The organism is Psychrobacter sp. (genome assembly GCF_035469765.1).
Lineage (GTDB): Bacteria > Pseudomonadota > Gammaproteobacteria > Pseudomonadales > Moraxellaceae > Psychrobacter.
Genome location: NZ_DATIRM010000337.1, coordinates 1 through 2,824 on the forward strand (window position 1 = coordinate 1; position 2,824 = coordinate 2,824).

Annotated in this window: 2 protein-coding genes and 1 tRNA gene; 1 reads left to right on the plus strand and 2 read right to left on the minus strand. The window is 38.1% G+C overall.

The annotated features are described in order from the left end of the window. The first annotated feature begins 50 nt into the window (after nucleotides 1–50). A tRNA-Pro gene (locus tag VLN09_RS09350) sits at nucleotides 51–127 on the plus strand. A 225-nt stretch (nucleotides 128–352) separates the two neighbouring features. Here the strand turns inward: VLN09_RS09350 and VLN09_RS09355 are convergent. Both VLN09_RS09355 and VLN09_RS09360 read right to left on the minus strand, forming a co-directional pair. Continuing rightward, nucleotides 353–2,374 carry an acyltransferase family protein gene (locus VLN09_RS09355; RefSeq protein WP_325245883.1) on the minus strand — a complete coding sequence of 674 codons (2,022 nt, stop codon included), beginning with the start codon at nucleotides 2,372–2,374 and terminating at the stop codon, nucleotides 353–355. A gap of 204 nt (nucleotides 2,375–2,578) precedes the next feature. Then, a partial coding sequence (locus tag VLN09_RS09360) for a spore coat protein U domain-containing protein (protein ID WP_325245884.1) occupies nucleotides 2,579–2,824 on the minus strand: 246 nt, incomplete at its 5' end.

Genomic DNA, 2,824 nt, shown 5'->3' on the forward strand with positions numbered 1-2,824 from the left:
ATAAATAGCTCTTGCAATATACATAATTTTGCGTAGAATAGTCAGTCATTCGGGGCGTAGCGCAGTCTGGTAGCGCACTACACTGGGGGTGTAGTGGTCGCAGGTTCAAATCCTGCCGTTCCGACCAAACACAATATTAGGGCATACCGTCATTGACCGTATGCCCTTTATTTTGGGCGTTTTTCAGGTATTGAGTGTTATGTAGGGGTATGGCGAACCATATAGAATGTTGAGGAGTATTCCAGATTCTGTATAACTATTGGCTCAAGCTAAATGACTGTTACACAAAGTTTAGGATGGTCTCCAATTAGAGAGTATTTAGACTACTAATTTATCTAATCACCTTAGCAAACTACTCCTCAATTAATTTCATGAAGTTTGGGACTTGCGTATGAAGCGATTTTTCCAATGCTGGTGCAAGATAATGGATATAGCTATACGTTAAATGTTCATCATCTGTCATAGTCAGGTATCCTTCAAATGCAGCAGGGCATATATCGTTTGTACAAAGAACATCTTTGAAGTCGACGAGATATAAACCTGATAATTCCTTATCGTTTTTAAATTGGATTGCAGGGTTGATTCTTTCCATAGATGATGAAAAGCTAACTGCACAATCAGAAGCCTCATGGCTTTTCCATAAACAACTATTAGGATCCTGTTGTAACGGATTTATTCTTATCCCTATAACTGGAATTCCAAGAGATAATACTTCTTTTATACTTTTAATAGATCCAATAGGTGTGAATTCTTTTCTATCTTGATGTCTCGATGTATTAACAACAACGATTTTGGGTTGTGGCTTCATATGAGTTATAACTTCAATGATTTTATCGTTCCAGTCATTACAGGCTTGATAGTTTTCTGATGGAGGAGTATTAGGGTTGTAGCCAAACGAACAAGATGTTCTATCAAAAACTATAACTTTAAAACCATGTTTCTTGCCTAAATAGCTGAAAAATGGCTCCCAATGCGCATTTGTACTCCCGCCAACTAATAGTATAGACCTATCACTACTCGTGTCGCCAGACTCGCTAAATAACATATTCCCATTATTTAATCCGTGAGAGGTGACATCAAGGCTAGGGGTGTTAATATCACCTTGATTACCAATAAAATTATCTAAATTAATGTTTGGAGAGCCATTTTGTGCGTAAGCGCTTCTACCTTTATAAAAATCATTACTAATGACTTCATGCGCTTTAAAACTATCATGAATCCTGTCAATTTTTATATATATAAATAAACTAGGCAGTGCAACTGATGCAAAGCACAAAGCGCCTATAACATAAGAAGCAAAAGTGTTTGTCTTTCTGATATTTGCAATAGGATCTTCAATCAACTTCTTGGAAACGATAGATAAAACAAAAGCTAATAAGATTATTATAATACCTTCGAAATAACCGACTTCACCTGGCGCTACATCAAAATAATGCTGAAAATAAATAAGGATTGGCCAATGCCAAAGGTATATAGCGAATGATAAGCCTCCGATATATACAAGTGGTTTTGACGAAAGAAGTTTATAAACCAGACCTGAACTAGCATTTGCTCCTCCTATAATCATAAAGCTTGCAGCAGCTACAGGTAGCACCGCTATACTGCCTGGATATGAGCTATTTTGAGGTACAATAATTCCCACAGCTAAAATCAACAAAAACCCAGTGCATAACAATATACGAGATACCTTTAATGATGACTTAATAAAAGGTAATACTAAAAATATCGCAGCTCCAACTAAAAACTCCCAAGCTCTTGTGCCTGGATGAAAATATGCAGCAGATGGGTTTGTATGGGTGTAATACAGAGAGTAGGAAAAGGATATAACTATGAGGGTACAAGTTAAGTAAAGTAAAACTTTATAAGAGTTAAACACCTTTGATAATACTACCCCTACATAAAAAATTAGCGGTAGTACTAAGTAAAATTGCATTTGAAGTGATAACGCCCAAAACTGCTGTACAGGGCTTGGAGGATCACTACGCGCAAGATAGTCTGCATTTCTAAATATGAGATACCAGTTTTCTAAATGCACGATGCTTGCTAAAACTCCTTGCATATCATGCCGCCAGAAATTAGCAGGCAGCAAAAAATATCCTAGTATCAACGTAAACGCTATTACCGTATAAGCTAAAGGAGCAATCCTCCTGATAATCCTTCCCCAGAACTCAAAAGGTCTAACTCGTTCATTTTTTAAATATGAACGAGTTAGCATTCCTGCCATGAAATATCCAGAGACTACAAAGAAGACATCTACCCCGCCCGAAACCCGCCCAATCCAGATGTGATAGATCATGATAAGCAATGCACCTATTGCTCTTACACCTTGTACGTCATATCTATAGGATGATTTTTCATAACTACTTAATTTCATGTGACACTACTCTGAACTGCCCCGACTATATCGGAGGTTGATTTACCTGAGTCAGGCAGCTTCACCTAACAGATTAAGATTATCATAATAGCGCTTTTTAAATTCAAAAGGTGATATATAAGAGTTATCCCAAAAGTTGTGTAACTGTGGTCAGTGTGTAAATATAAGCAAGACGCGGTCAGTCAAAACGGGTTTATACTGCCACTAATAGTTTACATGAACCGTTACCGTATCAGAGTAAGTGTCCGGCTTAAAGTCGGCACTAGGTACTGTGACATAGACAGTATGTGGTTGAACTAAGCCGTTGCCAGTGCTGGCAACCCCATTTCCCCTACTAGTAGCAGTGGCGGTATTTCCCCATATTTCTCCGCTAGCATTAGAGCGCAGTTGATAGGGTACCTTGTCGGGATTGTTACCGGTGCCTGTCATAACGCCGTCGCCATTAGTATT